Origin of the sequence: Nocardia sp. NPDC023733 (assembly GCF_040639775.1) — a bacterium.
GTDB lineage: Bacteria > Actinomycetota > Actinomycetes > Mycobacteriales > Mycobacteriaceae > Nocardia > Nocardia rosealba.
Window position 1 is genome coordinate 1,401,977 of record NZ_JBFAAN010000001.1, and the last position, 25,940, is coordinate 1,427,916.

At 66.2% G+C, this 25,940-nt stretch carries 26 protein-coding genes and 2 pseudogenes; 19 read left to right on the plus strand and 9 right to left on the minus strand.

What is annotated here, in order from left to right:
- Window positions 1-14: 14 nt before the first annotated feature.
- A complete protein-coding gene (locus tag AB0F86_RS06490) occupies window positions 15-1,370 on the minus strand; it encodes a phenylacetate--CoA ligase family protein (RefSeq protein WP_356982470.1) in 1,356 nt (451 codons plus the stop codon).
- Window positions 1,371-1,716: 346 nt separating this feature from the next.
- Between AB0F86_RS06490 and AB0F86_RS06495 the strand changes: the two genes are divergently transcribed.
- The 7 genes and pseudogenes from AB0F86_RS06495 to arfB all read left to right on the plus strand — a co-directional run.
- Window positions 1,717-2,862, plus strand: a complete 1,146-nt coding sequence (locus tag AB0F86_RS06495; RefSeq protein WP_356982471.1) for an acyl-CoA dehydrogenase family protein — start codon at window positions 1,717-1,719, stop codon at window positions 2,860-2,862.
- Between the two features lie 35 nt (window positions 2,863-2,897).
- On the plus strand, window positions 2,898-3,401 hold the full coding sequence (locus AB0F86_RS06500; protein WP_067488624.1) for a MaoC/PaaZ C-terminal domain-containing protein: 504 nt from the start codon (window positions 2,898-2,900) through the stop codon (window positions 3,399-3,401).
- 4 nt (window positions 3,402-3,405) lie between these two features.
- Window positions 3,406-4,611, plus strand: coding sequence for a thiolase family protein (locus AB0F86_RS06505; RefSeq protein WP_356982473.1), 1,206 nt, complete (start codon window positions 3,406-3,408; stop codon window positions 4,609-4,611).
- 18 nt (window positions 4,612-4,629) lie between these two features.
- Window positions 4,630-5,049, plus strand: coding sequence for an OB-fold domain-containing protein (locus AB0F86_RS06510; RefSeq protein ID WP_356982475.1), 420 nt, complete (start codon window positions 4,630-4,632; stop codon window positions 5,047-5,049).
- Between the two features lie 9 nt (window positions 5,050-5,058).
- The gene (locus AB0F86_RS06515) at window positions 5,059-6,225 is read left to right on the plus strand and encodes a CoA transferase (protein ID WP_356982476.1); all 1,167 of its coding nucleotides are present in this window, start codon (window positions 5,059-5,061) and stop codon (window positions 6,223-6,225) included.
- The gene (locus AB0F86_RS06520; RefSeq protein WP_356982478.1) at window positions 6,218-7,372 is read left to right on the plus strand and encodes a CaiB/BaiF CoA-transferase family protein; all 1,155 of its coding nucleotides are present in this window, start codon (window positions 6,218-6,220) and stop codon (window positions 7,370-7,372) included. Before AB0F86_RS06515 ends, AB0F86_RS06520 begins: the two co-directional genes overlap by 8 nt.
- Before the next feature lie 139 nt (window positions 7,373-7,511).
- Window positions 7,512-7,919, plus strand: a pseudogene (gene arfB, locus AB0F86_RS06525) (alternative ribosome rescue aminoacyl-tRNA hydrolase ArfB); the annotation flags it as partial.
- A gap of 16 nt (window positions 7,920-7,935) precedes the next feature.
- Here the strand turns inward: arfB and AB0F86_RS06530 are convergent.
- Complete coding sequence (locus AB0F86_RS06530) at window positions 7,936-8,067, minus strand: hypothetical protein (RefSeq protein WP_356983789.1); 132 nt, start codon at window positions 8,065-8,067, stop codon at window positions 7,936-7,938.
- Between AB0F86_RS06530 and AB0F86_RS06535 the strand changes: the two genes are divergently transcribed.
- Window positions 8,013-8,396, plus strand: coding sequence for a hypothetical protein (locus AB0F86_RS06535; protein ID WP_356982479.1), 384 nt, complete (start codon window positions 8,013-8,015; stop codon window positions 8,394-8,396). The two genes, AB0F86_RS06530 and AB0F86_RS06535, sit on opposite strands and share 55 nt — an antisense overlap.
- 245 nt (window positions 8,397-8,641) lie before the next feature.
- Window positions 8,642-9,691 carry an FAD-dependent monooxygenase gene (locus tag AB0F86_RS06540; protein ID WP_356983743.1) on the plus strand — a complete coding sequence of 350 codons (1,050 nt, stop codon included), beginning with the start codon at window positions 8,642-8,644 and terminating at the stop codon, window positions 9,689-9,691.
- A gap of 43 nt (window positions 9,692-9,734) precedes the next feature.
- Here the strand turns inward: AB0F86_RS06540 and AB0F86_RS06545 are convergent, their stop codons facing one another.
- A complete protein-coding gene (locus AB0F86_RS06545; RefSeq protein WP_356982481.1) occupies window positions 9,735-10,943 on the minus strand; it encodes a CoA transferase in 1,209 nt (402 codons plus the stop codon).
- A 376-nt stretch (window positions 10,944-11,319) separates the two neighbouring features.
- On the opposite strand from AB0F86_RS06545, the gene AB0F86_RS06550 reads away from it, so the two are divergent.
- From AB0F86_RS06550 to AB0F86_RS06570, 5 genes and pseudogenes are all read left to right on the plus strand, one after another.
- Window positions 11,320-12,873, plus strand: a complete 1,554-nt coding sequence (locus tag AB0F86_RS06550) for an aldehyde dehydrogenase family protein (protein WP_356982482.1) — start codon at window positions 11,320-11,322, stop codon at window positions 12,871-12,873.
- Window positions 12,874-13,080: 207 nt separating this feature from the next.
- Window positions 13,081-13,584 (plus strand): annotated as a pseudogene (locus AB0F86_RS06555) (aldehyde dehydrogenase family protein); the annotation flags it as partial.
- 61 nt (window positions 13,585-13,645) lie between these two features.
- Window positions 13,646-14,218 carry an aldehyde dehydrogenase family protein gene (locus AB0F86_RS06560; RefSeq protein WP_356982484.1) on the plus strand — a complete coding sequence of 191 codons (573 nt, stop codon included), beginning with the start codon at window positions 13,646-13,648 and terminating at the stop codon, window positions 14,216-14,218.
- Window positions 14,218-14,469 carry a nuclear transport factor 2 family protein gene (locus tag AB0F86_RS06565; protein WP_356983745.1) on the plus strand — a complete coding sequence of 84 codons (252 nt, stop codon included), beginning with the start codon at window positions 14,218-14,220 and terminating at the stop codon, window positions 14,467-14,469. Before AB0F86_RS06560 ends, AB0F86_RS06565 begins: the two co-directional genes overlap by 1 nt.
- 207 nt (window positions 14,470-14,676) lie before the next feature.
- Window positions 14,677-15,057, plus strand: coding sequence for a nuclear transport factor 2 family protein (locus tag AB0F86_RS06570; protein ID WP_356982486.1), 381 nt, complete (start codon window positions 14,677-14,679; stop codon window positions 15,055-15,057).
- A gap of 43 nt (window positions 15,058-15,100) precedes the next feature.
- Here the strand turns inward: AB0F86_RS06570 and AB0F86_RS06575 are convergent, their stop codons facing one another.
- Window positions 15,101-16,219 (minus strand): helix-turn-helix domain-containing protein, encoded by a 1,119-nt coding sequence (locus AB0F86_RS06575; protein WP_356982487.1) that lies wholly within the window; start codon window positions 16,217-16,219, stop codon window positions 15,101-15,103.
- Between the two features lie 226 nt (window positions 16,220-16,445).
- Between AB0F86_RS06575 and AB0F86_RS06580 the strand changes: the two genes are divergently transcribed.
- The 4 genes from AB0F86_RS06580 (at window position 16,446) to AB0F86_RS06595 (ending at window position 21,153) form a co-directional block, all read left to right on the plus strand.
- Complete coding sequence (locus tag AB0F86_RS06580) at window positions 16,446-17,159, plus strand: GntR family transcriptional regulator (RefSeq protein WP_356982488.1); 714 nt, start codon at window positions 16,446-16,448, stop codon at window positions 17,157-17,159.
- 130 nt (window positions 17,160-17,289) lie between these two features.
- Window positions 17,290-18,789: an aldehyde dehydrogenase gene (locus tag AB0F86_RS06585; protein ID WP_356982489.1), complete on the plus strand. Its 1,500-nt coding sequence runs from the start codon at window positions 17,290-17,292 to the stop codon at window positions 18,787-18,789.
- 276 nt (window positions 18,790-19,065) lie between these two features.
- Entirely contained in the window at window positions 19,066-20,202 is a 1,137-nt protein-coding gene (locus AB0F86_RS06590) for a beta-propeller fold lactonase family protein (protein WP_356982490.1), read from the plus strand.
- Between the two features lie 57 nt (window positions 20,203-20,259).
- A complete protein-coding gene (locus tag AB0F86_RS06595) occupies window positions 20,260-21,153 on the plus strand; it encodes a CoA ester lyase (protein WP_356982491.1) in 894 nt (297 codons plus the stop codon).
- A gap of 57 nt (window positions 21,154-21,210) precedes the next feature.
- On the opposite strand, the gene AB0F86_RS06600 is transcribed toward AB0F86_RS06595, so the two are convergent.
- From AB0F86_RS06600 to AB0F86_RS06620, 5 genes are read right to left on the minus strand one after another with little or no spacing between them, the layout of a single operon-like run.
- Window positions 21,211-21,663: a MaoC family dehydratase gene (locus AB0F86_RS06600; RefSeq protein WP_356982492.1), complete on the minus strand. Its 453-nt coding sequence runs from the start codon at window positions 21,661-21,663 to the stop codon at window positions 21,211-21,213.
- A 12-nt stretch (window positions 21,664-21,675) separates the two neighbouring features.
- On the minus strand, window positions 21,676-22,548 hold the full coding sequence (locus tag AB0F86_RS06605) for a MaoC family dehydratase N-terminal domain-containing protein (protein ID WP_356982493.1): 873 nt from the start codon (window positions 22,546-22,548) through the stop codon (window positions 21,676-21,678).
- The gene (fabG, locus tag AB0F86_RS06610; RefSeq protein WP_356982495.1) at window positions 22,545-23,291 is read right to left on the minus strand and encodes a 3-oxoacyl-ACP reductase FabG; all 747 of its coding nucleotides are present in this window, start codon (window positions 23,289-23,291) and stop codon (window positions 22,545-22,547) included. The genes AB0F86_RS06605 and fabG overlap by 4 nt, the downstream gene beginning before the upstream one ends.
- A complete protein-coding gene (locus AB0F86_RS06615) occupies window positions 23,288-24,187 on the minus strand; it encodes a CoA ester lyase (RefSeq protein ID WP_356982497.1) in 900 nt (299 codons plus the stop codon). The genes fabG and AB0F86_RS06615 overlap by 4 nt, the downstream gene beginning before the upstream one ends.
- Window positions 24,184-25,431 (minus strand): acyl-CoA dehydrogenase family protein, encoded by a 1,248-nt coding sequence (locus tag AB0F86_RS06620; RefSeq protein ID WP_356982499.1) that lies wholly within the window; start codon window positions 25,429-25,431, stop codon window positions 24,184-24,186. The genes AB0F86_RS06615 and AB0F86_RS06620 overlap by 4 nt, the downstream gene beginning before the upstream one ends.
- 46 nt (window positions 25,432-25,477) lie before the next feature.
- Between AB0F86_RS06620 and AB0F86_RS06625 the strand changes: the two genes are divergently transcribed.
- Window positions 25,478-25,939: a MaoC family dehydratase gene (locus tag AB0F86_RS06625; protein ID WP_356982501.1), complete on the plus strand. Its 462-nt coding sequence runs from the start codon at window positions 25,478-25,480 to the stop codon at window positions 25,937-25,939.
- The last annotated feature ends 1 nt before the right edge of the window (window position 25,940 follow it).

Consider the following 25,940-nt stretch of genomic DNA (forward strand, 5'->3'; position numbering starts at 1 on the left):
TTAATATCCAGCATTCATTCGGTCGATACCCGTTCGATGAGCGCGACCTTGACATGGTCGGGCCGCTTCAGGGTGCCGTCGGGCACCAGCTCGACGGTCGTCTTCACGTTGAGCGCCGAGCGCACCCGGCCTTCGATGGTGGCGCGCAGGTCGTCGCGCTGGTCTGGGGTCAGGTGCAGCGCGTACTCCACCACCAAGGGAAGTGGGCGCTGGGTGGAGTGGCCCTCGAAGTCGGCACGGATGCGCATCTCACCGGTCGTCGCGGGCGCCAGTTCCATGACCAGCTCCTTGACCGCGGACGGGAACAGGTTGATGCCACGCACGATCAGCATGTCATCCGTCCGCCCGACGCAGCGCACCTTGTAACCCGTTCGGCCGCAAGCACAATCGGTGCCGGTGACGACCACATGGTCACGGGTGCGGAAGCGCAGCAGGGGAGAGGCCTGGCGACGCAGCGCGGTGTAGACGAGTTCACCGCCGGCGCCGTCGACGGGCGCCACCTGGTCGCCGGTCTCGGGGTCGATGAGTTCGGCGATCATCAGATCCGGTGACAGGAAGTGCATGCCGTCGCCGACCTCGCACTCGCCCCAGTAGGTGCACGCGATGTCGGTGCCACCCAACATCTCTCGCGCCGTGGCGCCCCAGAGCGATTCGAGCTTCTCGCGCACCGCGGGCAGTCCGCCGCCCGGTTCCCCACCCACACTGATCGCGCGTACGCCCAGCTCGGCGGCAGCGCGACCGACGATCTGCGGTGCCTGCTCGGCCAGGTGGGTGAGGAAGTAGGGGGTGCCGATGAGGGCGTTGGGGCGCTGATCGGCCTGCACGCGCAGCAGCCGTTCGGCACCCGCTTCCGCGCCGATCGGGATGTCCACGATGCCCATGTACTGCAGGATCTGCACGACCGGCAGGCCACCGACGAAGCCTTTGCTCATGCCGAAGCCGTGCAGCAGGCGGTCGCCGGGCCGGAATCCGTTGGCGTAGAGGGCACGTGCGCCCAGTTCGCTCCAGGTGCGGATGTCGCTCTCTGTCAGGCCGACATACGACGGTGAACCCGTGGTGCCCGAGGACGCCTGAATCTGCACGATGTCGGCCTCGGCGGCGGCGACGTGCGTGCCGAGTGGTGGGGCGGAGGCGAGGCTGTCGCGCAGCTCCTGCTTCTCGGTGAACGGCAGTCCGGCGAGGTCGTCGACGGTCTCGACCCTGCCCACGTCGATGCGGTGCTCGGCGAACTTCGCCTGGTAGAAGTCGCTGCGCGCGGCCAGGTACGCGAGCTGCTCGCGAAGCCGCTCGTCCTGAACCCGGCGCGACTCCTGCGGTGAGAGGGTCTCGACAGCACTCCAGTACCGCGCCGAGAATGGGGCACTTCTCATGATGACTCCCGAATAGCCGTGGCGATGTCGCCACGTTACCGTTGTGGTTGGGCGGCGATTGCTCCCCGACCATAGTTCGGCCCCTACGGCTATTCAATTCGCTGTCTTCGAATCGTCGATTCGATATTTTTCACTTGCTGGGTGCCGGTTCGTGGTTCAGCCTCGAACAGTTGCGGCAAAGTGGCGTTGACCTGCTGGTTATCTGACCTGTTCGCGCCTCGTGGCGAGGATTCGTAGATGTTGAACAGGCAATTCGAAGATCATCACTTGGCGCATCGGACGGGCGGAATTAACGTTCATCTCGGCGAATAATTCAACCGAACTCATCGCATACGGAGCACAGAGAATGAATTCGAACTTCCTGGACGAGTCGCAGGCCGCCTGGCTCGACACGGTGAACAAATTCATGGACAACGAGATCACCGTCGAATATGTGCGCAAGTGCGACAGCGGCCGGGAGTACCCGTACGAGGCGTACGAGAAGATCGCCGCCCAGGGTTGGCTCGGCATCCTCATCGACGAGGCCGACGGCGGCTCCGGTGGCGACATCTTCGACTACTCGCTGATGGCCGAGGGTCTCGGCAAGTTCGGTTTCGACTTCGCCTGCTCGGTGCTGGTCCCCACCTTCACCGCGATGAACATCCTGAAGTACGGCACCGACGAGCAGAAGGCGCGCTACGTCAAGCCGTTCATCGACGGGCAGATCCGCTTCTCGGTCTCGATCTCCGAGCCCGACGCCGGCTCGGACGCCTCCAACACCAAGACCCGCGCGCGTCGCGACGAGAACGGTGACTGGATCGTCTCCGGCCAGAAGCTGTGGTGCTCGGGTGCGGCGGCCAAGGACACGGTGATCGCGATGCTGGTGCGCACCGACGCCGACGACAAGCACGGCGGCCTGTCGGTCCTGTTGATTCCCAACGACACTCCCGGCCTGGACATCCGTAAGCTGCCGACGCTGTCGCGCCACGCCACCGGCACCACCGAGATCTTCCTCGACGAGGTTCGTGTGCCCGCCGATGCGTTGCTCGGTCAGGTCGGTCAGGGCTGGAAGATCATCACCGACCACCTTGAGCTCGAGCGCTGTGCCGTCGCCGCCGCCTACGTGGGCAACGCCCAGGAAGCGGTGCGCGCGGCCAACAAGTACGCCCACGAGCGGATCCAGTTCGGCAAGCCCATCTACGAGTTCCAGGTGCTCAAGCACATGCTGGCCGAGAACCAGACCCGCGTCGACGCCGCGCGCCTGCTCTGCTACCGCGCCGCCAAGATGAAGGCCGCCGGTCTGCCCGCCGCCCGCGAGACCTCGATGGCCAAGCTCTACGGCTCCGAGACGCTCAAGCAGTGCGCCCTCGACGGCATGCAGATCCTCGGCGGCTACGCCAACCTGCCCGAGGCCGACATGGAGCGGTACCTGCGCGAGAGCGTGCAGTCCACCATCGGCGGCGGCACCTCGCAGATCCAGCGCACCATCATCGCCAAGTCGATGCGCCTGTAATCCTCACTCTCACAAGCACTCTCAGGAGAACTCCGATGGCCACCATCAACAACCGCATCGACATGCCGCTCGACGAAATCGAGGTCGGCACCGTCTTCCGCTCCGGCGGACGCACCATCACCGAAGCCGACGTGGTGAATTACTGTGCGCTGACCGGCAATTGGATCGAAATCCACTCCAACGTCCACTACGCCGCGCAGACTCGTTTCGGTGAGCGTCTGGTCCAGGGGTCGCTGACCTACTCGCTGATGACCGGCCTGATCCAGTTCGGCCCGTCGATCCAGGCGAACTACGGCATCGACAACCTGCGCTACCTCAAGCCGGTGCTCATCAACGACACGATCTACGTCACCGCCGAGGTGATCGCCAAGAAGGACAAGGACGAGAAGTTCGGCGTCATCACCTTCCTGATGAAGGCGCTCAACCAGCACGGCGACGTGGTCCAGCGCAGCGAGTGGAGCCTGCTCATGCTCCGCAAGCGCGAGGATCTCGAAGCCCTCGTCGGCGCCTCGCTGCCGACCGAAAAGGTGCGGGGCTGATTCGATGACCGCACAACCCGTCGCAGCGATCGTCGGCATGGGTGACGCCTATGCCACCCGTGCCGATCGTAAGGACCCGCTGCAACTGGCCGTCGAGGCCACCGTCGCGGCGCTCGCGGACGCGGGGATCACGAAGAACCAGGTGGACGCCCTGTTCACCGGACGCTCGCCGTGGGCCGACAAACGCTCGCAGTGGAACAACATCTTCGCCTCGCACATGCAGATGCCGCTGACTTTCACCAGCGAACTCACCCTGCACGGCGCAGGCCTCACCGCCACGCTCGCCCAGGCATCACAGATGATCGCAGCGGGCAAGGCGGAGTATGTGCTGTGCCTGCAGAGCGATGCGACGGAGTTGTTCGTCGACGCGGTGGCCATGGGTGCGGAGGCCGACGCGGATCCACAGTTCGAAGTGATGTACGGACCGACGATCCCGTCCCTCTACGCCCAGGCCGCGCGCCGGTACTTCCACGAATTCGGCATCACCGAAGCCGATCTGGCCGAGGTCGCCGTCGCCAATCAGCGCTGGGGTGCCCATCATCCGCACGCGGCCAAGGCCAAGCACGGCGAGATCGATGTCGCCACCGTGCTCGCCTCGCCGTACGTGGCGACGCCGCTGCGCCGGTGGATGTGTTCGACCTGGGGTGGTGGTACCAGTGGCGCGCTGGTCGTCACCGCTCCCGACAATGTGCGCCCCCACCAGAAGCCGGTCTACCTGCACGGGTACGGGTCGGCCACCACGCACGAGTACCTGTCGGACCGGATGAACATGCGCACCTGCAAGTTCGCCGGCTTCGGCACCCTGCCCAACCTGACCCATACCGCAACCATCGAGGCGGCCAGGCAGGCCTACGCGATGGCCGGACTCGGCCCCTCCGATATCGATATGATCCAGATGTCGGTGAACTTCGCGCACATGGGACCGATCGTCATGGAGGATCTGGGCTTCGCGAAGAAGGGCCGGGGCATCGACGTCTATCGCGAGGGCCGCACCGGCATCGACGGCGACCTACCGACCGACACCAACGGCGGCTGGCTGTCCTTCGGCCAGCCCGGCATCTCCTGCAACATGGACACCCTCATCGAGACCGTGCGCCAGCTGCGTGGGCAGGCGCTGGGGCTGGCGCCCACCCGCAAGCCGGAGACCGCTCTGGTCCAAGGGGCGGGCGGCATGTTGGCGGCGGGCAGCGTCCTGGTGCTGGCGGCCTGAGCGGAATCGGAGACGAACATGAGCGAGACCACACCCAACGACTGGCCGCAGCCGTACCAGTTGCTCGATGCCGCACCCTACTGGGCGGCGCTGGACGAGCAGCGCCTGACCTTTCAACGCTGCGCCGACTGTGCCGAAGCCGTCTGGCCCGCGCACTCGTACTGCCCCTACTGTACTTCGTCCGCACTGAATTGGCAGGAGTCGAGCGGGCGCGGCACGGTCTACTCCTTCAGCACGGTGATGCGTGGCCCGACGCCGGTATGGGCGTCGATCACGCCCTACACGGTCGGGTTCGTGCAGATGGCCGAGGGCTACATGCTCTTCGCCCAGATCGAAGGCGACCCCGAGGCCATCGCGATCGATCAGGACGTCACCGTCCGATTCGTCGAACGCGGTGCACAGACCATCCCCGTCTTCACCGCCGCGAACCCCGGATAGAGGTACGTCATGAACCAGCAGAGCGAACTTCCGCTGTCCGGAATCGTCGTGGTCGAACTCGGCGACAGCGCCTCGGCGCCGTTCACCGGCAAGATTCTGGCCGAGCTCGGCGCCGAGGTGTGGAAAGTCGAACGACCCACCGGTGATTCATCGCGCGGGTGGGGTCCGAGCATGTGGAAAGGCAGCGGCGCGGCATTCCACGCGCTCAACCGCGGCAAACAGTCCATCGGTATCGACATCAAGGACCGCGAACAGCTCGCGCTGCTGCACCAATTGATCGCCGAACGCGCCGACGTGTTCCTGCACAATCTGCGACCCGGCTCCGCGGCGAAGTACGGTCTGGACGCCGAAAGCCTGCGGGTCACCAAACCCGAACTCGTGCATTGCGAGGTCGGCGCGTTCGGACACAACGGGCCGATGAACAGTCTGCCCGGCTACGACCCGCTGATGCAGGCGTTCTCCGGCATCATGAGCATCACCGGCGAACACGACGGCCCACCGGTGCGCGCGGGAGTGTCGATCATCGACTTCGGCACCGGAATGTGGGCGGCCATCGGCATCCTCGCCGCGCTCCATCGGCGCCGATCCAAGCTGGACGGTGCCGCGGTGAACGCCTCGCTGCTGGAAACGGCGATCGCATGGATGTCGATCGGCGTCGCGGGCTACAACGCCGACGGCGCTCCCGGTGAACGCCACGGCTCGGGGGTCGCGTTCATCGTCCCGCACCGCGCCTACTCGGCCGCCGACGGTGATCTGATCATCAGCTGCGGCAACGACGGACTGTTCGCTCGCCTGAGCCAGGCGCTGGACCGACCCGAATGGGCGAGCGACGACCGGTTCGCGACGAACACCGCTCGGCTGGCCAACCGCGCCGAGATCGACCGCTCGATCGGAGACCGGCTGGCGGAGCACCCGCGCGAGTACTGGCAGAAACGGTTGCAGGACTTCGGTGTTCCCGTGGCGCCGGTGCAGACGACTGCCGAGATGGTGGCCCACGAGCAGACCAAGGCGCTCGGCATCATCGGTGCGCCCACCGAAGACGAGATCGGGGTCGTCGGACTGCCGCTGTCGTTCGACGGCAAACGACCGCCCCCGTTGCCTGCCGCGCAGGATATCGGCGGCGCCGACGAGCGGTTCCGCGGTGTTCTCGGACAGCGAAGCGCCAGCGATGGCTGACGGCAGTGGCCCGCTGACGGGCATTCGCATCGTCGAACTCGGCGGGGTCGGACCGACACCCTTCGCCGCGATGCTGCTGTCGGATCTGGGTGCCGACGTCATCCGGTTGGACCGCCCACCGGGCTACGACGGCGGCGCACCGATCGACGCGAAGTTCAACCTGCTCAACCGGGGCAGGCGCAGCGCGGTCTTCGACCTGAAGAAGCCCGAGGCGGTCGAGGCGGTGCTGCGCCTCGTCGGTGAGGCCCGCGTGGTGCTCGAAGGATTCCGGCCGGGGGTCGCGGAGAAACTCGGCCTCGGCCCTGATGAATGTACGGCGGTGAATCCGACGCTGGTGTACGGCCGGATGACCGGCTGGGGCCAACACGGGCCGCTCGCAAAAGACCCCGGTCACGATGTCAACTACATCTCGCTGACCGGGGTGCTGCATTCGGTCGGCCGCGCCGGTGAACCACCTGTCATTCCGCTCAACCTGGCGGGCGACTTCGGCGGTGGGGCACTGTATTTGGCGCTGGGTGTGGTCTCCGCGCTGCTGGAGAGTCGTACGTCGGGCCGGGGTCAGGTGGTCGACGCCGCCATGGTAGACGGCTCGGCTTCGCTGATGACGCTGTTCTACGGGCTGTTCGCCGCAGGCTACTGGAGCGACGAGCGCGGTGTGAATCGGCTCGACTCGGGCGCGCCCTGGTACAACGTGTACGAAACCGCCGACGGCGGCTGGATCAGCCTGGGCGCCAACGAATCCCGCTTCTGGCGCAATCTGCTGCGGATCATGGGCCTCGACGAATCCGAGCTGCCCGACCAGCACGACAAATCGCAATGGTCCGCGATGCAGGAGAAATTCGCTGCCGTGTTCCGCACCAAGTCCCGCGACGAATGGTGTGCTCTCGCAGCGGGACGGGAGGCCTGCCTGACCCCGGTGCTCTCGCTCACCGAGGCACCGCACAACCCGCACCTGCGGGAACGCGGCACCTTCGTCGATGTCGAAGGAGTGGTCCAGCCCGCTCCGGCACCGCGTTTCAGTCGCACTCCCGGTGCGATCCAGCGGCCGCCGGCCGAACCCGGTGAGCACACCGACGAAGTGCTGGGGGACTGGGGCTTCACCCGGGCCGAACTCACAGTCTTGCGCGATCGGGGCGCGATCGGCTGACCGGAGATCGTCTGCCGCCCCGGATGATGTAATCGGTGGTGGAGGTTCGCTACGAGACCACCATTCAGTCGCGACGTGGCCGAGCCGACTCGCGAACCGGAGAGAACGGCGTCGGACCATGGCAGAGGACCTGATCGTGACCCGGGCGCTGGTGATACCAGCGTCCGAGTTACGCGAGCGGTTCTCACGGTCGTCCGGGCCGGGAGGCCAGCACGTCAACACGACCGACAGCCGGGTGGAGCTGTCGTTCGACCTGGCTGAGTCGCCGTCGGTGCCCGAGCGACTGCGCACCCGGATGCTCGACCGCCTGGCAACTCGTCTGGTCGACGGAGTACTCACGATCGCCGCCTCGGAGCAACGCGCACAGCTGCAGAACCGCGCGGCTGCCCGCGAACGCCTGGCCATGTTGTTGCGTGAGGCCGCTGCCGCACCACCACCTGTCCGCCGCGCCACCAAACCCTCGCGCGGAGCGAAGGAACGTCGAATCTCAGCGAAGAAGCGGCGCGGCGTCATCAAACGTAACCGCCGCGCCTCGCCCGACGACTGATCGAAGCGCAGCACGGCTACTTCGAGCCGGTCGTCCCGAAGGTGAACTCCGAGGGTTGGAGAATGACGAACCCCGCGCCGAGGAATCGCACCTGTGCCACCTCGCCGGAGCCGCCGCGCAACATCGATCCGAAGCTCGGGGTGCGCACGCGTCGACGCGAACATCGCGCTCGGTCTGCCAGTCGATGCCCGGGACTACAGTGCCGCGGCCCAGATGCTGCGCGACTTGGACGTCACCGCGGTGCGGCTGATGACGAACAATCCCGATAAGGCGAAGGCCTTGGCGGACAACGGGATTCGGATATCTGGGCTGTTGCCGCTCACTGTGGAGGCCGACCCTCACCGCGCGGCGTATCTGTTCACAAAACGGGAGCGGATGGGTCATGCGCTGCCGGATCCGGCGGTACCGGTCGACAACGGGGACAGACTGCCGGCGGAGGATTCCGCCTCGGTCACGGGAATTCTCGAGTACTCCTGAGCCAGGGGCTCCACCATCGGCGCGCTACACGGGTGGTCACCAGGTTCGCGGTCTTCCTAGGAGCAATTTCTCCCCTGCAACGGGTGATCGGCGGGTGTCACCATCGAGTCGGACAGCAGCACGGCCGAGTGCTGTGGGCCGATCGCACCTACCGCATCGCGGTGAAGGGTCGCGCGGCGTGAATCGAGGAGACCGTCATTTCTACGAACAGTTCCGGGCAGACGTCGCGGCACGCGGCGGCACTGATCGTCGGTGGCTCACTGGGTGGGTTGACAACGGCGCTCGCGCTGGCGGCTCGCGGTACAGCCGTGACCGTGCTCGAGCGGACATCCGGGCGCACCCAACGTGGCGTGGCGATTCTGGTGTCGGGTGCCGGTCTGCGCCGGGCGCTCGGTCGGCAAGCGCGCGAGATCGTCGGCACGGCGCTAGGCCCGGCCTCGATGCGCCAGGGCGTGTACCCGCATTCCTGGTGGGACGTGTACTCGGCGCTACGTGCCGCCGCCGATGCGGAACCGCTCGTCACGGTGGTCGAGAACGTGCGCATCGTCGAGGTCGGACAGGACGACACCACCGCCTGGGCCAGGGAAGCTGACGGCTCCACGTGGACCGGCGACGTCCTTCTCGGGGCGGACGGGTACCGCAGCGTGGTGCGCCGCTGGGTGGATCGGGCGCGCCCCGTCGCCGACTACGCGGGCTACGTCGTGTGGCTCGGACAATCGGAACTGCCCGAGTCCTATCTCGACCGGGCAGGCGGCCCCGACTTCTTCTCCGGCGAGGACGACATGCTCGCCGTGTACCCACTGATCGATCGTGACGGGGGCGTCACCCGCTACGGGTGGGGCTGGTTCGACCCGCACCACACCTCGCTGTTCCAGCGGATCGGTGCGATCGAGGGCACGGAGGTCAAGCACACACCGCGCGTGGACGCGATCCCCGCCGAGGTGTACGACGAGATGGTGCGCACCGCCGAAAAGCGGTGGTCCGAACCGTGGCGTACGGGAGTTGTCGAAGCGTTCCAGGCACGGGAAGTGGTGGCAACGCCGATCACCGAGTATTTGCCGCAGCGAGTGGTCAACGGCCGCATCGGTGTGCTCGGCGACGCCGCGCACGCCCAAACACCCATGACCGGTGCGGGATTCGAAGAGGCGGTAGCGGACGCGGCCGCGCTGGCCGAGGCGCTCGACGGCATCGAAGTCGAAGAAGGCCTGGCCCGCTACGAATCCGCTCGGTTGGTGGGCATGCGCAATCGGGTGTCGGCGGGACAGTCGTTCAGTCGATCTTTCGCGGGCGCCTGAACTCGCTCGACGCTGTCGTCGATCAGGTCGACAGCTCATTCGGTCAGGTCTGCAGGGTCTCCGGCGTGTATGCCGCACCCGTCGACATCAAGTGCTCGATCTCGTCTTCTCCGAACCCGTACTCGCTGAGGACCTGTACCGAGTGTTCGCCGAGCCTCGGTGCGGGGTACCGCAATTCAGGGGCGTCTTCGCTCCACTGTTGCGGGATACCCAGCGACCGCAGCAGGCCTTCGGTCGGGTGTTCCTCCTCGATGAAGAACCCGACGTCCTTCATGTGCGGATCGTCGAGAAGCATTTCAGGAGTATTCATCTCGATGGCGGGGATGTCGGCTTCGGCCAGGATCTGCACCCACTCCGCCGTCGTCTTGGTTTCGAGTACTTCGGCGAGGAAACGGTAGAGCAGCCCGATGTTCTCGGTGCGGCCGCCGATATCGGTGAAACGGGGATCCTGGGCCATCTCGGGCCTGCCTGCCAGGACGAAGAACCGGTGCCAGTGCTTGTCGTTGTAGACGTTGACGCCGAGATAGCCGTCGCGAGTCCGGTACGGGCGGCGGTCGGAGTTCATCATCCGGGCGTAACCGGAGGTGCCGATCGACGGGATGAAGGTGTGACCGTAGAGGTGATCGCCCATGGCGAACTGGGCGAATGTCTCGAACATCGGGACCTGCACCTCCTGGCCGTGTCCAGTGCGTTCGCGGCGGTAGAGGGCGGTGGTGATGGCGTTGGCCGCGGCCATGCCGACGACGCGGTCGGCGATCGCGGTGGCGATGTAGGTCGGCTCACCGGTTTTGCGGCTCTGCAGGACCGGCATGCCGACGGCGGCCTGGATGAGGTCGTCGTAGGCGGGCCGGTCTGCGTAGGGGCCGTTCTGGCCGAAACCGAAAGCGCCACAGTAGATCAGGCGTGGGTTTCGCTCACGGACCTGCTCATAGGCCAAGCCGAGGCGTGCCATCGACTTCGGCCGCAGGCTGTAGAGCAGCACATCCGCCGAGGCCAGCATGCGCTGGAGAGCGGCGTTGCCGTCGGCGGACTTGAGATCGAGCACAACGCTGCGCTTGTTGCGGTTGAGGTGCAAGAAGATCGCGCCCATGCCGGGATTGCGGCATGGACCGACACCGCGCGTGGTGTCGCCGGCCGTCGACTCGATCTTCACGACATCGGCGCCCATGTCGGCCAGCAGCAACGTCGCGAAAGGGCCCATGAAGTTCGACGTGAGGTCGAGGATGCGCACGCCGTCGAGCGGTCCGGTCATGTTCGTCTCTTTTCGTGATGGGGAAACGCGGCCGGGGCAGCTCACCGGCAGCGATCGTGAATCGTGCCGGGAGAACCCGAGGCCTGGTCACCGGCTGTTCTCATCGTAGGTCGCTGAGCTGTACGAACCCAGTGACATGTTCCGAAGCGGAAATTCGTGGTCGTCGAATCACAGTCGACGACTGCAGAGCAAGCCAGTGCAAGGGACCGCATTTCGCGCGCAGCGAGTGTCCAAGAATTTGGACACTCGTGTGATCTGGATTTCTCTACCTTCGAATCTGGGCCACCGGAGATCGGCCACCTTCGGGTAGCGACCGACCGGCCCGTTCATGCCTTCCTCCGGCGGAATTGCCGGCAATTCGCAACAAAGGTGATCAATGACTGCCACCCTTCCCGAAAGCGCAGCCGTCGACCGTGACGGCGTCCCGCACTACCGGTTGTTCATCGATGGTGCGTGGGTCGATACCGAGACCGCCATCCCGGTGATCGACCCGGCCACCGAAGAGGTTGTGGTCACCGTCGCGAAGGCCGACACCAGCCACGTCGACGCGGCGGTAGCCGCCGCCGAGCGGACCCACGAGTCCGGTGTCTGGCGCAACACCTCGCCCGCCGAGCGGGCCGCCGTGATCGACCGCGTGATCGCCGCACTGAGCGGCAAGATGGATGAGCTCGCGGTGCTGAGCGCCAGGGAGACCGGCATACCGGTGCGACTGGCGGGCGCCATCGGTGTCGGCTTCCCACTGATGCACCTGGGCCACTACGCGGAACTGACCCGCACCTATGAGTGGGAGCGCTCGGGACCTGTTGCCGGCCAGGTGCTTTCGGCGAGTTTTATCCGCAAGGAGCCGGTCGGCGTCTGCGCGGGCATCGTTCCGTGGAACTTCCCGGCGGTCATCGCGGTGTGGAAGTCCATCCCGGCGCTGGCGGCGGGCAACACCGTTGTTCTCAAGACCGACGAGAAGACCCCGATCTTCGCACTCGAGCTTGCCCAGCTGCTGAAGGAGGCCGGGTTGCCCGACGGTGCGCTCAACGTCGTCGTCGGTGACGGCCCGACCGTCGGCGCCCACTTGGTGAAGCACCCCGACGTGCGGCTGGTGTCGTTCACCGGCTCCACCGCCACCGGCCGTCAGGTGATGGCCGACGCCTCGGGCACCGTCAAGCGCGTGCTGCTCGAGCTCGGTGGCAAAGGCCCGAACATCGTGCTCGACGACGCCGATCTGACTGCGGCGGTGGATGGTTCGATCTATGCCTTCCTGCTGCACGCGGGTCAGGCGTGTGAGTCCGGCACCAGGCTGCTGCTGCCCGCGTCGATCCACGACGAGTTCGTCGCGCGTCTGGTCGAACGGCTGAAGACCTTGAAGATCGGCAGCCCGCTGGATCCGGCCACCGACATCGGCGCGGTGATGAGCAAGACCCAGCACGAGCGGATCCTCGGCTACATCGAGAAGGGCAAGGCGGAGGGCGCCACGGTCGTCATCGGTGGCGGCGTGCCGACCGGCGCGGGCTTCGAGAAGGGCTACTGGGTGGAGCCGACGGTGTTCACCGGTGTCACCAACGACATGACCATCGCCCGCGAGGAGATCTTCGGCCCCGTGCTCTCGGTGCTGAAGTACGACTCGGAGGACGAGGCGATCAAGATCGCCAACGACACCGAGTACGGTTTGGCCGCCGCTGTGTGGAGCCGTGACAACCAGCGCGCGCTCGAGGTCGCCCGTCGGATCGAGGCCGGTTCGGTGTGGATCAACGACTACCACAACATTTCTCAGTACCTGCCGTTCGGCGGATTCAAACAGTCCGGCACCGGCCGTGAGCTCGGACCCGACGCCTTGAACGAGTTCACCCAGGACAAGGGAATCACGATCGACCTTTCCGGTGACGTCGGCCGTCGTGCCTACGGTCTCGTCCTCGGCACCCCGCCCTCGGCCGAGTAGCCAGGAATTTCGAAAGCCCCGCGCGAGCCCGAAGTCGGGCTCGTATCCGAAAGATCCGACGGAGATGACCTCATGATCGAAGACCAGTTCACCTACTACATCCACGATCACGCATGAGCTCGATCGTGGCAGTGGAAGCAGTGGTGCGGTCCGCGTTCGGGTCCGACGGCGGCGTCGGGCACTTGCTCATCGATGCAGGCGAAACTGATGGTGGCCGAGGCGGTCAACCAGTTCCGCTACTACGCGGGCTGGGCGGACAAGATCCAGGGCACCACCGTCGAGATCGGAAGCGCCGAACGTCGGCTGCAGGGCGCGACGTACCGCGAACCCGTCGGCGTCGTGGCGATGATCGTGCCGTGGAACGCGCCCTTGATCGCCATGTCGATGAAGCTGGCGCCCGCACTGGCGGCGGGGTGCACGTGTGTGCTCAAGCCGTCGGAGGAAGCACCCCTCTCAGCGCTTGCCCTCGGCCGGATTCTGCTCGACGCGGGCGTTCCGGCGGGTGTCGTCAACGTCGTCACCGGTTTCGGGGCGACGGGCGCGGCGCTGGCCGAGCATCTGGGCGTCGACAAGATCAGCTTCACCGGGTCCACAGAGGTGGGTCGCAGGATCGTCGCCGCGGCCACGGGCAATCTGAAGAAGGTGTCGCTGGAATTGGGCGGCAAGTCGCCGGTGATCGTGCTGCCCGACGCCGACATCGCCGCCGCCGCGGCTGGTATCGCGATCGGTGTGTTCTGGAACTCGGGCCAGATCTGCACCTCGGGCACGCGGGTTGTTCGCACACGCCGACGTCTACGACGAGCTGGTCGAGGGCATCGCGGAGCAGGGCCGGAGTATGAAAGTCGGCTACGGCACCGATCCGGACGCGCTGCTCGGCCCGTTGGTCTCCCAGCGCCAACTCGACCGGGTCGCCGGGTACGTCGGGGACGGCCGAGCAGCGGGCGCACGCGTCGTCAGCGGCGGAAAGCGCTTGGCGGGGCGCGGTTTCTACTACGCGCCGACCGTCATGGCCGATGCGAGTCCGGATATGCGGATCGTCCGCGAGGAGATCTTCGGTCCGGTGATCGCGGCGATGTCGTTCACCGATGTCGACGCCGCGATCGCCTCGGCCAACGACACGGAATACGGCCTGGCGGGCAGCGTTTGGACGCGCGATGTCTCGCTGGCTCATCGCGTCGCTCGCCGGTTGCGAGGTGGCCGCATCGGCGTGAACATCCACCGCGCCGGCGGTGTTCAGATGCCGATCGGCGGCTTCAAGCAGTCCGGGTGGGGCAGAGAGAACGGTCCCGACGCACTCGAGGAATACCTCGAGACCAAATCGGTCGTCACCTTGCTCGACCGCTGATGGCGCAAGAACACTTCGATCCCGACTCTGTGCCGCAGTGTCATCACCACATCACCAATCCGGCTATCGATATCCAGGACGAGAAGGCGACAGCGGCCACCGACGTCTTCTACTTCCGCCTCGCCGCCGACGGCACCCGGGTACTGCTTTCGGGGACATACGCGTTGGAATTCGTCAAACGCGATGAGCGGTGGCAGACCCGAAGCTCGAGATTTGCGAGTTTTGTCGCGGACAGCCCGGTCTTCGGATAGCACGGACTACTCACAACCTCGAGGGGCCCTGCGATAGCAATCGCGGGGCCCCCTTCTTGCACAATCGGATTCAGCGAGTATTCGGACTGTCCAATTTCTGGACAGATTTCAGCGGTGGGTGACCGTAGTCTCCTGGAATCGCCCTGGGGGCAACAGATTCGGGCGATATGGACCGGCGATGACGGCTCCCCGTTCCGCCGATGAGAGATGGGTCAGCAGCACATGAGCAAGACTTCTGAAGTAGACGAGATCTCCGCGGCGTCCATGGCGGTCGTCGATCGTCACATCGCCGCGATGAGCACACGCGACATCGACACGATCGCCGCAGACTACTCCGAGGACACGGTCATCATCACCACTCTGGCGCCGGAGCCGCTGATCGGAAAGGCCGCTATGAAAGCGTTCCTCGCGACGCTGATGGCTGCCGGGGCCCAAGAGCTCGACACCGCGGCGGCCCCCACGTTCACGCGGAAGGAGGCAGTGGGCGAGTACGTGTATCTCGCCTTCGACCTGGGCAACGGCAAGACCGGGACCGAGACGTACCACATCGAGAACGACCGGGTCGTCTTCGAGACCGCGACCTTCTGAGCGTGGTCGGAGTGTCGGCGCTCGACGTGGCGCCGACGCTCGATCAGGCGCGCATGGCGGTGTATTCGGTGTGATGGTCGCGAATGACCAAGGCCGAGCGCAGGTTCCAGAGCCCGGTCGGGTCGGTGGTATCGAAGCCGGTGAGTCGGAAGATCCGCTTGAGCCGGTAGTCGACGCTGTTGGGGTGCAGATGCAGTCGGCGGGCGGTGCGACGGCGATCGAGACCGGTCTCCACATAGGTCCGCAGCGTCTCGATGAGGTCGGGGAAGTCTTCGAGCGGGTCGAGCAGGGTGGACAGGGCGTCGCGGCCGGGGCCGGGGCGGGTGAGCTGGTACTCCACCGCGATGTCACTGAAGCGATGGAGCCGCTCGGTCATCCCGAGTCGGGTGACCACGTCCAGGGCGGCGTGCACCTGTTCGGCCACCGTCGGCACGTCGGCGGTCGGCGCACACATCATCACCCCGGTCGGGATATTGCCCTCCGCGGTACGGAGAGCTTCGACGAAGCCGGTGAGGGCGGTGAACTCGCCGAACGCTGTGTCGGGAACGAGGACCGTCGCGCCTGCGGCACCAAGCAGGGCGAGCGCGCTCGGGCCGAAGCGGCGACGCAGCTCCGAATACAGCCGTGCCACAATGGGTTCGGCCAGGCTGCGCGGCGCGTCGTGAGGTCTGCCGCGCCGTGCGGGCAAATGGACGGCGATGATCGCGTAGGCGTCGGCGACAGCTATCTGGTTGCACTGCCCGAGCACTTTCGACGAATCGCCGCGCAGCAGTGCGGCGGCGACTTCCTGTGCTGCTTCGACGCTGTCGTGGGTCGGGTGGCCCGCTTGCCCGTAGACGCGAGCGACGATCCCGGTGGCCACGCGGACCGTCCGCAGTATCTGCCCGGAACCCGCGGTGAGGGCGGACGTCGCGGGCGCGGCGTCGACGACCAATTCGATGGCTCCGATGACGATCGACAACGTCGTGTCGAGGTCGACGCCCAACCGGACGCACGTGGTCACCGCCCGTTCCAGACCTGCCACCGCCTCACCGTCATCACTGAGCTTGCTGGCCGAGGCGAAAGATCGGGAGGCCAGGACGAGTAGCTGTTCACGCACCTCGCCGGAAGCGCTGTGTGTGGTCACTGCGGAGTCGACCATCCGGGTGATTGTCTGGTTCACCTCGTGAACTCCCATCCTGCGTTCTTCGGCCCGGCACGCTGGAGCTTGCCGGGTGTTCGCCCGGGTGAAGGGGCGACGTTCGGCGAGCCTAAGCCGGGCTTCCGCCACGCGGTGTCCAGCAAATTGGACACCTCAACTGGACAAATGCTCAGAACTTGGGTGTCACGCATGGGTTTGATGTCACATATGAGGCATAATGCATGAACAGGCGACCGAAAGGACCCCGATGGAAACCATCCTGCAGCGTTTGCCTCGCAGCGCGAACAAGCAGCGTCATCAGCTGTCGGAGGATGTCGCGACCTACGTTCGCGAGCTGATCATTTCGGGCCGGGTGCGGCCTGGTGAGTTCCTGCGGATCGAACCGATCGCCGAGGCGGTCGGCGTCAGCAACACCCCGGTGCGCGAAGGCTTGTTGCTGCTCAGCGGCGAAGGCTTCGTCGAGCTGGTGCCGCGACGCGGTTTCATGGTGTCGCAGTTCAGCAAACAGGATGTGCGCGATCTGTTCTGGGCGCAGGCGACGATGGCCGGCGAATTGGCGAGCCGGGCGGCCAAGTCGATCTCCCAGCGCGAACTCGACCACCTGGCGGACGTAGTGGAAGCGCATGCGCGCGCCGCCGAGAACGGTTCCGACGACGCGCTCGTCACCTATGGTCACGAGTTCCATCGTTCGATCAATCTGGCGGCGGACTCGCGCCGGTTGGCGATGCTGTTGGCGACCGTCGTCAAGCAGCTACCGAATCGCTTCTACATCAATATCGAGGGACACGGCGAGGACACGTTGCGCGATCATCCGCTGATCCTCGAAGCGCTGCAGAAGCGTCGTTCCAAGGCGGCCAACACGCTGATGCGAGACCACATCATGTCCAGTGCCGACGAACTGATCGCCATGCTGGAGAAGCAGGGGCTGTGGGCCGAGCCGGCCCGAAAGTCCACAGCCTGACCCACGACCGGTGTCGGCGTAGGAAAGCCTCGCTCGCTACGCAACCCCTGTTCAACGGCATGGTGTATCGATACTAAATATAGTATATATTTAGATACGTTACATGCGTCACAGCGTGAGAGGACTTTCAATGACGAAGTCGGTTGCGGCGGGCGTGCTGCCCGTGCACCCCGAGGCGTCCTATATCGATGGCAACTGGGTACCGGTGTCGTCGTCGGAGACCTTCGAGGTCGTCAACTGCAGCACCGAGGAGGTCGTCACCGCCGTCGGCGCGGCGACCGTCGAGGACGTGGATGCCGCGGTGGCGGCCGCGCGCAAGGCCTTCGACACCGGTCCGTGGCCGTTGATGTCGCCGGCCGAGCGTGCCGGATACCTGCGCGCGATCGCCGCCGAATTGACCAGGCGTGGTGACGATTTCGCCCGGCTCTGGTCGATCGAATCGGGCATCGTCTATTCGCTGGCAAAGACCCGGCTTCCACTGTTCCTGTCCGGTGCTTTCAATGCCTATGCCGATCTGGCCGAAACGTTCCCGTTCCGCGAGGCACACACCCCCGCGGCCGGGGGCGCCGGTCTGCTGGTGCGCGAGCCGGTCGGTGTCGTCGCGGCCATCGTTCCCTGGAACGGTCCTGCAGGCCTGATGGCTTACAAGTGCGCGCCCGCCCTGCTCGCCGGATGTTCGGTCGTGCTGAAGCCGCCGCAAGAGGCACCGACCTCGGCCTATCTGTTCGCCGAGATCTGCGACCAGGTCGGGCTGCCGCCGGGTGTGATCAATGTGGTGACGGCAGACCGGCAGGTTTCGGAGACGCTGGTTCGCCACCCCGGCGTCGACAAGGTGACGTTCACCGGCTCCACGGTGGCCGGCCGCACGATCGGCGCGATCTGTGCCGACCGCATGGCGCGCTGCACTCTCGAACTCGGCGGTAAATCGCCCGCCCTGGTGCTCGACGACTACGACATCGGCACGGCGGCGAAGGTGCTTGCCGGTGGCATCAGCTACCTGGCGGGCCAGGTCTGTCACAGCCTGACACGTGTCATCGTTTCCGAGAAGCGTCACGACGAACTGGCCGACGCGCTCGGTGCCGCGATGAGCGCCGTTCGCGTGGGTGACCCGTTCGAGGAAGGCGTGACCATGGGGCCGCTCGCCTCCGCTCGCCAACGCGAACGCGTCGAAAGCTTCATCGCCGCAGGCAAAGCCGATGGCGCGCGCCTGGTGACCGGTGGTGGCCGACCGGCCGGGCTCGAGCGCGGCTTCTTCGTCGAGCCGACGGTCTTCGCCGGTGTCGACAACCGGTCGGTGATCGCGACCGAGGAGATCTTCGGCCCCGTCCTGGCTGTTATCGCGGCCAAGGACGAGGACGACGCCGTCGCGCTGGCCAACGACAACCCGTACGGTCTCAACGCCGCGGTCTTCACCAACGACACCGACCGCGCCTATCGTGTGGCGCGCAGACTGCGCACCGGTACGGTGGGGCAGAACGGTCCGCGCACCGATTTCTCGATCGCGTTCGGTGGTTTCAAACTGTCGGGCGTGGGTCGTGAAGGTGGTTCGGAAGGTCTGCTGCCTTTCCTGGAAACCAAAACGCTGGTGCTCGAAAACGAGCCGGCGGATATCCCCGGTCTGGGTAACTGAGTTTTTCCCACTGCACCGGAATTCCACCGCACAGGACCTCGTCGACGTCGGTCGGCGGGGCCCTTTGCGCTGCTCGGCGGGATCCGGAAATCGTGCTGTCCGGAAATTGTGTGCTGTCCATATTCTTGGACATTGCGCGCACTAAAAATTGCCTAGCGTCGATCGGGAAAAGGGTGGCATACGGACACTGCCGCCCGATTCGTTCCTGGCGCAGATCGCGCGTGTCTATTCGATCGGGGAGCAGCGGTGCTCGCCGATCGGTCGGAGGTTGCACATATGTTCCCCAACCAGCGTTTTCGTCCCCGGCGCGCGGCCGCATGCCTCGCGGCGTCGCTCGCACTCGTGTCGGGAAGCTGGCTGAATTCGTCAGTCGCACTGGCCGATCCCGAGACCCGGTTTCTGGTGATCGGGGGGACCGCGTCACCGAGTATCAGTGTGCTCGGCCTCGATGAAGCGGGCAGATTGTCGACAGTTCCCGGCTCACCCTTCGCGTCCGGGACCGGTTCGCTTGCTGTGACGGTTACCCCGGACGGCCGCTACGTCTACTCGACGAACACGGTGTCGGGCACCGTGAACGGATTCCGCCTCGGCGGCGACGGCGTCCTCACCTCGATTCCGGAGGCGAATCTCGAGCTGGGCGCGCCCGGTGTCGGCGCCGTGGTCGCGCCCGACGGGAAGCGGCTGTATGTGTCGAGCGGTTCGGTGACGAACGAAATCCGCACCTATTCGATCACCGCCACCGGCGGGTTGGTGTTCACCGGCACGGTTCAGGTGCCTGGGCTGAGTGGGCTCAGTCAGATGGCGATCTCGCCGGACGGCCGCTGCGTATTCGCCGTCGGCTGGTTGCAGGCGACGACCTTCAGCTTCGCCGTGGGGTCAGACGGCGCGCTGACCCTCGTCGACTCCATCGGGTCGGGTCTGATGTCGACTCTGCCCGGTGTGACGCCGGACGGCAGGTTCGTCTACGTCAGCGATGAGGCAAGCGGCACCATCTCGGGCTATGCGATCGGCAACGACGGCAAACTGAGCCCCGTGCCGGGGTCGCCTTTCAACACCGGGCTGATGTCCTTGCCGCACGCCGCGCAATTCACCGCTGACAGCCGCCGGATGTACATCGCCGAGGCGATGGCGGGAAAAATCGGTGGATACGAGATCGCCGAGAACGGGTCGTTGATCCCGCTGCCCGGGGCGCCGTACCCGGCGCCGGCGGGCACGCTGCCGGGCCGAGTGGTGGTCGACTCGGAAACGCGGCGGCTCTTCCTGATCGACACCCTCACCGTCGGCATCACTGCGCGCGTGCATCCGTACACGATGGCGCCTGACGGACGGCTCACACCGACAGGGGAGCAGTCGGTGGACACCGGGCTGATCTTCGCCGACGGCGCGAACGCGGTAGTGGCGGTGCAGCGATGATATTACATATATTATATTGAGAAAGACTCGCACAGCAGTTGCCAAGGGAGGCACACGATGAAACCGTACCGCTCGATGCTCTTCGTCCCCGGTCACAAGGGGTCCTGGGCCGACAAGGGCGTCGCCTCCGGGGCCGACGCGCTGATCCTCGACCTCGAGGACTCGGTGCCCGCCGCGGACAAGGTCGAGGCGCGCGGCAGGGTCGCGGCCACGATCGACCGTCTCACCGCCGAGGGTGTGCGTCCCGACCTGTGGGTGCGGGCCAACCCGGAGGTGAGCGGGCTGCTCGGCGGTGACCTGGAAGCCATCGTGCGGCCGGGGCTGGCCGGACTGTTCCTGGCGAAGGTGTTCACCGCCGACGAGATCGTCCGCCTGGATGCCGTGCTGAGCCACATCGAGCAGCGTGAAGGCATCGAGGTCGGGACGGTGCAGTTGATCGTGTCCTTCGAGACCGCGGTGTCGATGGCGCACTGCGAGGACATCGCGGGCGCGAGCCCCCGGGTGGCCTCGCTGCTCGGTGCCACCGGACCCAACGCCGACGTGGGCCGCGAACTCGGCTTCGAGTTCACTCCCGCCGGTCTGGAGACGCTGTACCTGCGCAGCCGGATCATCCTGGCGGCCAAGGCGAACGGACTGCACCACCCGGTGACCGGGGTGTGGCAGGACATCAAGGATCTCGACGGCGCGCGGCGCTTCTGCCTGGACAACCGGCAGCTCGGCTACCGCGGGCTGGTGGCGATCCACCCCTCGCACGTGGCGATCGCCAACGAGGTGTTCTCGCCGTCGCCGGAGACTGTCGACTACTGCAGGCGCATGATCGCGGCCTTCCACGAAGCCGAGGCAGCCGGTAGCGCGGCGGTCGACTTCGAAGGCCAGCACATCGATCTCGCGCACGTGAAGACGGCCGAGGGTGTCATCGCCCTGGCCGACGCTGTGGCGGCCAACGCGTAACTGGCAGACGAAAGCGGGGGGTGGCCGTGGCCACCCCCCGCTTCTTCGTGCGGCCGATCAGCTCACGATCAGCAGGACTGTCTCCGCGACACAGGCCGGCTTGGCCTCGCCGCCGTCGAGTACGTACTTCGCTGTCACGACGGCGCCCGCGGCGGTCTCGGTGACGTCGGTGATCGTGACCGAGGCCCGTAGGTTCGACCCGGCGCGCAGCGGAGCGGGGAAGCGAACCTTGTTGACGCCGTAGTTCACCCGTGCCGAACCGAAGGTGAAGTCGATCAGTTCCGGCCGGAAGTGCGAGATCAGCGACAACGTGAGATACCCGTGCGCGATGGTGCTCCCGTAGGGGCCGTTCGCGGCGCGCACCGGGTCGACATGGACCCACTGTTCGTCGTCGGTGACAACCGCGAACGCGGAGATCCGTGTCTGGTCGACGAGGAAGGGCTCGCTCGGGCCGATCGGGACACCGACTGCGGATCGGACATCGTCGAGAGTGGTGAAAACGCGGGTCACGATGTCTCCTGGCTAATCGGTGGTGAGGTCGACGGTGGCATTCGGACTGGCGGATTCCCCACCGGGACCGAACAATTCGAGTGCGACACCGTCGGGGACCTCGGTGGCGAGCAGGCGTGCCGGCTGACCGCAGAACAGCGGCGCCCGGCCGCGATGACGCAACCCCCGCACCGGCGCCCCGTGCATCAGCCGGTGGATCTCGGCCAACGTGATCGCCTGCAAGGGTCCGTGGACGACCAGCCCCGGGTACCCCTCCACACCGGTGGCGTAGGGCCAGTCGTAGTGGATGCGGTGCGCGTTCGCGGTCGCCGCGGAGAACCGGGCCAGCAGGGAGGGATCGGTCCGCAGCTCCCACGCGTCGTCCGCGACTCGGCGCAGTGGGGGACCGGGCAGGGTGTCCTCGGTGGACGGCAGTTCCGCGGCGCGGTCCGGTTTGGGCGCTGCCTCCCGATAGATCAGGTTCTGCGATTCCTCGATCGCGAGTTGCCCTGTGTCGTCGAACAACCGGATCTGCACATCGACAACGACCAGGGCCCCGGAGCGCCCGTTCTTCTCGGTCACCGACACCACTTCGGTCTCACGGCGAACCGTGCTGCCGACGAGAAGTGGTGCGTGGAAACGGATCTCACCACCGGCGAACATGCGTCGCGGCAGTTCCACCGGGGGCAGGAACGAACCGCGCCGCGGGTGCCCGTCGGGGCCGAGCACGCCGGAGGCGGCCCAGCGGGGCAGAGCTACCCAGTGCCACAGCGGTGGCAGGGTGTCGCCGGGGGCCGGAGCGGGCAGACCGTCGTCGAGCAGCGCGGCCAGCGCTGCCACCGGCGCGGGATCGAGGAGCTCGGTGGAGGTCTCGAGGTGGGGTTGCCAGGCGGCGGTGGTGCTCACATGAACCGCCCGCCGGTCACCTCGAGCACCGTGCCCGTCATGTACGAGGACATGTCGGAGGCGAGGAACAATGCAACCGCGGCGATCTCGGCGATCTCACCGGCCCGGCCCAGCGGAATCTCCGCCATCTTCTGATCCCACACCTTCTGCGGCATGGCCTCGGTCATGGCGGTGCGGATCAGGCCGGGCTGGATGGCGTTGACCCGGACCCCCAGGTGCGCGAGCTCTTTCGCGGCAGCCTTGGAGAGGCCGACGATGCCCGCCTTGGCGGCGGAGTAGTTGGTCTGCCCGGGCAGACCGATCTTGCCCGACAGCGACGACATGTTGACGATGGCGCCGCTGCCGCGTTCGCGCATCACCGCACCGGCCAGCCGGGTGCCGTTCCAGGTGCCCTTGAGATGGACGGCGATGACCTGGTCGAACTGGTCCTCGGTCATCTTGCGCATGGTCGCGTCGCGGGTGATACCCGCGTTGTTGACCATCACGTCGACGGGGGAGAAGGATTCGGCGGCCGCGTCGATGAGGGCCTGGACGTCGTCGGCGACGGTGACATCGCAGCGAACACCGCGGGCGACGGTCGCGCCGCCGAGCTTGTCCGCGGCGGCCTGGGCGGCGTCCCCATCGATGTCACCGATGACCACGCGCGCGCCCTCGGCGACGAATCGTTCGGCGATGGCGTAGCCGATGCCCTGGGCGGCGCCGGTGACGACGGCGGTCTTGTCGGCCAGAAGTGGTCCGGTCATGGCTTTTCCTCACTGTCGGTGGTGGCGTCGAGCTGCGCCAGGATTCGGCGGGCACGGTCGAGTACGGGCTTGTCGACCATGGCACCGTCGACCACGGCGACCCCCGAGGTGTCGGTGATCGCGGCGGAAATCTTGCGTGCCCAGGCCTGTTCGGCATCGGTCGGGCGAAACGCGGTCGCTACCGGGTGGAGCTGGCGCGGATGGATGCACAGCTTGCCGGTGAAACCGAGCCGTTTGCCGAAGCGGGCATCGTCTTGCACCAGGTCGGCATCGTCGACGACGCCGGTGACGCCGTCGATCGGGCCGGGCAGGCCGGCGGCGGCGGAAGCCAGGACCAGTGCGTGCCTGGTACCGGCGAGTGCTTCACGGTCGGTGGGATCGACACCGAGTTCAGCGGCCAGATCGAAGGTGCCCACCGCGAGCCGGTCCACGCCCGGTGTGGCCGCGACGGCCGCGGAATGCAATACCCCTGCGGCCGTTTCGATCAATGCGATCAGTAGGGGCCGGCTGCTGGCGATTTTCGGACGGTAGGGCGCGCTGGCCCGAGCCTCGGTGAGGGCATCGATGACACCGTCGAGGTTGCCGATGTCGGCCTTGGGCAGCACGACCGCGCAGCGCAGCGGTGCCAGCGCGGCGAGATCGTCCGCATGCCAAGCGGTTCCGACAGCGTTGATGCGGACAGCGCACTCATTGCCCGCTTCGATCCAGGCGACGGCGTGTTCACGGGCGGCCTCCTTGGCATCGGGTGCCACGGCGTCTTCGAGATCGAGGACGACCAGACCCGGATTCGCCGCGGCGGCCTTGGCGAAGCGTTCGGGACGGTCTGCCGGAACGAACAGCAGGGTCGACGCGACGCGGATCCTGGTCGCCAGATCCGTCGCGGTTCCGGTCCTCACGCGCGCTTCTTCGCTTCGCGGACGAGACCGCCGCCGATGATCAGGCGCTGGATCTCGCTGGTGCCCTCGTACAGACGCAGCAGGCGCACGTCGCGATAGATGTGCTCGACCGTCACCTCACGCATGTACCCGCTGCCACCGTGGATCTGCACCGCGTTGTCGGCGACCCGGCCGACCATCTCGGTGCAGAACAGCTTGGCCACCGAGGGAGAGATGCGGCGGTCCTCGCCGGAGACGTACTTGGCGGCAGCGTCGCGCACGAGCGCACGCCCGGCCATCACGCCGGTCTGCATGTCGGCGATCATCGCCTGGACCAGCTGGAAGTCACCGATGGGTGTACCGCCCTGGGTGACGGTGGCGGCATAGGCCACCGACTCGTCGAGTGCGCGCTGCGCGGTACCGACCGACAGTGCGGCGATGTGCACGCGACCACGCGAGAGTGACGCCATCGCGGCCTTGTACCCGACGTTCTCCGATCCACCGACCAAGGCGTCGGCGGGGACTCGGACATCGGTGAACGTGACGTCGGCGGTCCAGGCACCTTCCTGACCCATCTTCGTGTCCTTCGGTCCGACGATGACGCCCGGTGTATCGGCCGGAATCAGGAACACCGCGATGCCGGGGCCGTCGGGGCCGGGCTCGGCGGTGCGCGCGAAGGTGACGAACAGGTCGGCGAGGGGAGCGTTGGTGATGAAGCGTTTCTGGCCGTCGATCACCCAGTCGTCGCCGTCGCGGCGGGCGCGGGTGCGCAGTCCGGCGGGGTTGGAGCCGGCGCCGGGTTCGGTGAGCGCGAAGGAGGCCAGTACCTCGCCCGAGGCGATCCGCTCGAGCCATTGCTTCTTCTGTTCGTCGGTGCCGTAGTTGACCAGTACCTGACCGGCGATGCCGTTGTTGGTGCCGAAGAGCGAACGCAGCGACAACGAGGTGTAACCGAACTCCATGGCCAGCTCGACGTCCTGGGTGAGATCGACGCCGAGGCCGCCCCACCGCTGCGGGATGGCGTACCCGAACAGACCCATCTCGGCAGCGGCCTGCCGGATGTCGTCGGGGATCGCGTTGGTCTCCAGGATCTCCTGCTCGCGCGGGACGACCTTGGTACGGATGAACGTGCGGACGTGAGCCAGGATCGGCTCGAAGTCCTCGGCACTGAGTTCGGACACTCTCGGCTCCTCTGTGGTTGAGGCTGATACTAGATATAATATACAATGATATAATATACGATGAGCCGAACGGTGAGGTAGCATCCGTTCGACACCGTCTAGTACATAATATATTCCGAGAGGACGCGACATGGCTGGCCTGTATTTCGAGGAGTTCGAGCCGGGGATGGTTATCGACCACGTGAACCGTCGCACCGTCACCGAAGCCGACAACACGTTCTTCAGCGTGATGACGCTGAACCTGGCCCCGCTGCACCTGGACGCCGAGTACAGCAAGGACTCCATCTACGGCCAGCGCCTGGTGAACAGCCTGTTCATTCTCGGACTGGTCTCGGGTATCACCGTGCCGGAGACGACACAGGGCACCACCCTGGGCAACCTGGGCTTCGAGCAGATCAAGTTTCCCAAGCCGGTGTTCCACGGTGACACCATCCACGTGCAGACCAAGATCGAGAACAAGCGGGAATCCAAGAGCCGCAACGACTCCGGCATCGTGACCTTCCGTCACCTCGGGATCAATCAGCGCGACGAGGTGGTCTGTGACGCCCTGCGTGTCGGCCTGATGATGAAGCGTCCGGCCGAGCAGGCCTGAT

Excerpts from the sequence above, each read along its gene's own strand:
- AB0F86_RS06510 (WP_356982475.1), top strand. The coding sequence starts at position 4,630 with ATGAGCGAGACCACACCCAACGACTGGCCGCAGCCGTACCAGTTGCTC.
- fabG (WP_356982495.1), bottom strand. The coding sequence starts at position 23,291 with ATGACCGGACCACTTCTGGCCGACAAGACCGCCGTCGTCACCGGCGCC.
- AB0F86_RS06520 (WP_356982478.1), top strand. The coding sequence starts at position 6,218 with ATGGCTGACGGCAGTGGCCCGCTGACGGGCATTCGCATCGTCGAACTC.
- AB0F86_RS06585 (WP_356982489.1), top strand. The coding sequence starts at position 17,290 with ATGACGAAGTCGGTTGCGGCGGGCGTGCTGCCCGTGCACCCCGAGGCG.
- AB0F86_RS06545 (WP_356982481.1), bottom strand. The coding sequence starts at position 10,943 with ATGACCGGACCGCTCGACGGCGTGCGCATCCTCGACCTCACGTCGAAC.
- AB0F86_RS06515 (WP_356982476.1), top strand. The coding sequence starts at position 5,059 with ATGAACCAGCAGAGCGAACTTCCGCTGTCCGGAATCGTCGTGGTCGAA.
- AB0F86_RS06595 (WP_356982491.1), top strand. The coding sequence starts at position 20,260 with ATGAAACCGTACCGCTCGATGCTCTTCGTCCCCGGTCACAAGGGGTCC.
- AB0F86_RS06565 (WP_356983745.1), top strand. The coding sequence starts at position 14,218 with ATGGCGCAAGAACACTTCGATCCCGACTCTGTGCCGCAGTGTCATCAC.
- AB0F86_RS06505 (WP_356982473.1), top strand. The coding sequence starts at position 3,406 with ATGACCGCACAACCCGTCGCAGCGATCGTCGGCATGGGTGACGCCTAT.
- AB0F86_RS06625 (WP_356982501.1), top strand. The coding sequence starts at position 25,478 with ATGGCTGGCCTGTATTTCGAGGAGTTCGAGCCGGGGATGGTTATCGAC.
- AB0F86_RS06580 (WP_356982488.1), top strand. The coding sequence starts at position 16,446 with ATGGAAACCATCCTGCAGCGTTTGCCTCGCAGCGCGAACAAGCAGCGT.
- AB0F86_RS06490 (WP_356982470.1), bottom strand. The coding sequence starts at position 1,370 with ATGAGAAGTGCCCCATTCTCGGCGCGGTACTGGAGTGCTGTCGAGACC.
- AB0F86_RS06590 (WP_356982490.1), top strand. The coding sequence starts at position 19,066 with ATGTTCCCCAACCAGCGTTTTCGTCCCCGGCGCGCGGCCGCATGCCTC.
- AB0F86_RS06500 (WP_067488624.1), top strand. The coding sequence starts at position 2,898 with ATGGCCACCATCAACAACCGCATCGACATGCCGCTCGACGAAATCGAG.
- AB0F86_RS06570 (WP_356982486.1), top strand. The coding sequence starts at position 14,677 with ATGGGTCAGCAGCACATGAGCAAGACTTCTGAAGTAGACGAGATCTCC.
- AB0F86_RS06550 (WP_356982482.1), top strand. The coding sequence starts at position 11,320 with ATGACTGCCACCCTTCCCGAAAGCGCAGCCGTCGACCGTGACGGCGTC.
- AB0F86_RS06620 (WP_356982499.1), bottom strand. The coding sequence starts at position 25,431 with ATGCTACCTCACCGTTCGGCTCATCGTATATTATATCATTGTATATTA.
- AB0F86_RS06495 (WP_356982471.1), top strand. The coding sequence starts at position 1,717 with ATGAATTCGAACTTCCTGGACGAGTCGCAGGCCGCCTGGCTCGACACG.